The following is a 4,131-nucleotide window of genomic DNA, read 5'->3' as shown; positions in this document are numbered from 1 at the left end:
GTAGAGAATGAACTTAATAACAGGCCAAGAAAAAGACATGATTTTCAAACACCAAATCAAATTTTTAATCAATTAACTAACCATCAAGAAGTTGCATTTGTAACTTGAATCCTGCATTTAACAGACCATCTCAAACATGAAAACTATCTCAATTCTCAGCTTAGCCCTCGTTAGCTCGTTGGCTATTGCCCAACATCGTTCGATTACCAGCAACACCAACGACGATGGTAAAACAATGTCTATCCGTATTCATGGTACCATCGACGGGAAACCCATTGATTTTGACCGTACTTACGACGTTGCCAATTTAAGTATGACGGAACGGAAAGAATTGCGAGCTCACATCCTTGATTCATTGGGCCTTGATATGCCTGTGCCGCCAACACCACCTACTCCTCCAACACCCCCTACGCCCCCTACGCCGCCTATCCCGCCAACACCACCCACTCCGCCAATACCGCCTGTTCCACCCATTGAGTCTTCTGATTCTTATGGAGTTTCCTCTCAAAGCACTCATAAACATACGCAAACAACGACCGGTACCGATCAGCTTTTTGACAAAGAAGTTAAATACAGTGCTGAATCCAGGCAGCTGTTTGTCCATTATCGCTATATAAAGAATGGTGAAGAAGTGCTGTATGAGCGGACGCTGAACGCACCCAACAAATCAGCCGCCGAACGGCAACGGATTGTAGAGGGCATTGAAAAGGAACTGGAGTTGCCTGCGAAGAAGAAATAACCCATTTTAACTTATCCACCCATTTTTACCGAATAGAAAAATATTATTCTGGTTGCTTCCGGAAATCGTACACTTTCTGTCCAGAACTGAACAGAAAGTGTACGATTTCGGACAATCTCTGTCCCATAAAACAGTCTAATTCAGCCACCAAGGCACTTTTAAGCAACCGGCAAAGGATTTGTTCTACAAAAGTTAATTATATCTCTTTTTTATGAAACGGACGTACTTAGGCGAATTTGAGGAAATTGTACTTTTAACCGTTGCCGTCCTTGGTCAAGGTGCATACGGCGTTGCCATCACCGACGAACTCGACCGTCAGACGGGGCGGGCAGTGAGCATCAGTGCGGTACACGCCGCTTTGCATCGTCTGGAGGAAAAGGGAATGCTTTCCTCTCACATGGGCGACGCCACCGCCGAGCGCGGCGGGCGACGCAAGCGACTTTTCAGCGTAACAGCCCTTGGCAGCAGAACGTTGCAGGAAGTGCGTGAGCAACGCAATCGCCTTTGGGATTCCATCGCGCCCCAGTCATTGCCCGCATTCGGTATTGTAATGTAAAAAAATGGCCATAAAACCCAAAAACGCCAATCCACCTCGCTGGGCTGAACGCCTGCTCAAATTCTTCTGCGCACCTCATCTTTTAGAGGAAATAGCGGGGGATTTAGAAGAGCGGTTTCAACGGCATATGCTGCTGTTTGGACCCAAAATAGCCCGACGACAATACGCGTGGAATGTCCTGAGTTTTATTCGTCCTTTTGCTTTAAAACGTAAAAAATCTGAGTATCCAACAAGCTTTTTAGACAGCCCAACTATGCTACGGAATTATTTCAAAATTGCTTTCCGAAACCTCGTCAAAAACAAGGTTTACTCATTTATCAACATTGCCGGTTTATCGGCCGGCATGGCCGTAGCGATACTCATCAGCCTTTGGATTTGGGACGAAGTATCGTTCAACAAATACCATCAAAACTACGACCGCATTGTACAAGTCATGCAGCACGTGACCAACAACGGCGAAGTGCAAACGTGGCCGAATACGCCGCTTCCGTTGGCCGAAGAACTGAGAAAAAGTTACGGCAGCGACTTTAAACACGTGACAGTGGCGCAGGATGCAAACAGTATCCTGTCGTATGGCGAAAAGAAATTCAGCAAAAAAGGGGCCTATTTTGAACCTCAAATCACCGAAATGCTGACCCTAAAAATGCTGAAAGGCACAAGAAACGGCATCAAAAACCCTAACTCTATCCTGCTGTCTGAATCCGTAGCCAAGACCTTTTTCGGAGAGGCCGACCCCTTGGATAAAATCATAAAAATGGACAACCAAACGGATGTAAAAGTAACGGGAGTGTATGAGGATTTGCCGCAGAATTCTGATTTTCACGATCTGGCATTTATAGCCCCGTGGCGATTATATTACAATAACAATGAATGGGTCCGGACAATGGAAAACCCATGGCGACCCAATGCATTTCATATTTATGCTCAACTCATTCCAAACGCTGATGTAGCCACCGTTTCTCACAAAATTAAAGACGCTAAGCTGAATAAGGTCAGTAAAGAATTGGCCAAGAAAAAACCAGAGGTTTTTCTGCATCCCATGAGCCAATGGCATTTATACTCTGATTTTAAAAATGGCGTAAATACAGGCGGTAAAATCCAATACGTATGGCTGTTTGGCATCAGCGGTCTGTTTATGCTGTTGTTGGCCTGTATCAATTTCATGAATTTGAGCACGGCTCGCAGTGAAAAACGCGCCAAAGAAGTAGGAATTCGCAAAGCGGTAGGCTCGGTTCGTGCCCAAATTGTCTACCAGTTCCTTTTTGAATCCCTTTTAATGGGGTTCCTCTCCTTTATCTTCGCTTTGCTTTTGGCGCAACTCATTCTGCCTTTTTTCAATAGTGTGGCCGACAAAACCATGTCTATTCCGTGGGGCAACCCTTTGTTTTGGTTCACAGGGCTAGGCTTCAGCTTGCTTTGTGGATTGGTAGCGGGCAGCTATCCGGCCTTTTATTTATCCTCGTTTCAACCCATAAAAACTCTGAAAGGAACTTTCAAGGCGGGACGTTGGGCATCCATGCCGCGTAAAGTGTTAGTGACAATACAGTTTACCGTTTCCGTTACACTGATTATCGGTACCATCATTGTGTTTCGACAAATTAAGTTCGCGCAAAATCGCCCTATGGGTTATGACAGTGACGGCTTAGTTGTGCTACCCATGTACACTTCCGAAATTCATACCCATTTTGACGCCGTAAAGAGAGAATTGACCGAATCAGGAACAATCTCAGAAATGGCCGAAGCGGGAAGCCCGCCCACGGAGAATTATTCAAGCACCAGTACGATTGAATGGAAAGACAAAGACCCGAATCTATCCGTCGATTTTCATACAATAGCTATCTCGTTTGACTATGGCAAAACCATCGGTTGGTCTTTCAAAGAAGGACGTGATTTCTCCAAAGCATTTTCCACCGACTCCACGAGACTGATTTTAAACGAAGCGGCGGCGAAATTTATGGGCTTGAAGAATCCGATAGGCGAGTCCATCAAATGGTATGGCACTCCCTACAAAGTAATCGGCGTAGTGAAAGACCTGATCACTCAATCTCCCTACCAACAGATAAAACCTTCCATTTACTATTTGGACCCATATCCGGGAGGGGTTATTGTCTTAAAAATCAACCCTTTGACAAGTGCGAAAAAAGCATTGAGCAACGCAGAAACGGTTTTCAAAAAGTTTAACCCTTCCCAACCTTTTGAATATCAGTTCGTAGATGGAGAATATGCCAAAAAGTTTGACAATGAAGAACGCATCGGCCAATTGGCTACCTTTTTTGCCATTCTCGCCATTTTCATCAGTTGTCTGGGAATTTTCGGTTTGGCGTCTTTCATTGCTGAGCAACGCACCAAAGAAATCGGCATTCGGAAAGTACTGGGCGCATCAGTGACCAATTTATGGCAAATGCTCTCCAAAGACTTTGTCATTTTGGTTCTCATCTCGTGTATCATTGCGGCTCCTATCGCTTATTATTTCTTACAGGAATGGTTGCAGAAATATACCTATCGCACCGAAATCTCCTGGTGGATCTTTGCCGTGGCGGGCGTCGGAGCATTGCTAATTACACTTCTGACTGTCAGTTTTCAGGCCATTAAAGCTGCGTTGATGAATCCGGTGAAGAGTTTAAAAACGGAGTGAAAAAGAGTGTAAAGTGTAGGGGTTAAAGTGTAAAAAATGTGAAATTGGTACTTTATACCGCACAGTCCCGTTTAACCCCTACACTATAATACGGTACACAATGAATAAGTGAGGTAAAAGAAGTGTTGTTGTTGTGCAACCAAAACAACGCAAAATGTACGCTCACTTATTGAACAAATTTAAGGAAAACCATCCGGAATG

Annotated in this window: 3 protein-coding genes; all 3 read left to right on the top strand. The window is 44.6% G+C overall.

Translation table 11 applies throughout. The features are described 5' to 3' along the window. The first annotated feature begins 136 nt into the window (after nt 1-136). The 3 genes from Q0081_RS04745 (at nt 137) to Q0081_RS04735 (ending at nt 3,930) form a co-directional block, all read left to right on the top strand. Nucleotides 137-739, top strand: a complete 603-nt coding sequence (locus Q0081_RS04745) for a hypothetical protein (RefSeq protein WP_298349899.1) — start codon at nt 137-139, stop codon at nt 737-739. Between the two features lie 211 nt (nt 740-950). Further along, nucleotides 951-1,295 (top strand): PadR family transcriptional regulator, encoded by a 345-nt coding sequence (locus Q0081_RS04740; protein ID WP_114461705.1) that lies wholly within the window; start codon nt 951-953, stop codon nt 1,293-1,295. A 4-nt stretch (nt 1,296-1,299) separates the two neighbouring features. Continuing rightward, complete coding sequence (locus Q0081_RS04735; protein WP_298349895.1) at nt 1,300-3,930, top strand: ABC transporter permease; 2,631 nt, start codon at nt 1,300-1,302, stop codon at nt 3,928-3,930. The last annotated feature ends 201 nt before the right edge of the window (nt 3,931-4,131 follow it).

It is taken from the genome of Runella sp., assembly GCF_027484545.1.
In the GTDB taxonomy this organism is placed as follows: domain Bacteria; phylum Bacteroidota; class Bacteroidia; order Cytophagales; family Spirosomataceae; genus Runella.
Note: the sequence above shows the minus strand (reverse complement) of the source record. Positions and strands in the feature narration are given on the sequence as shown.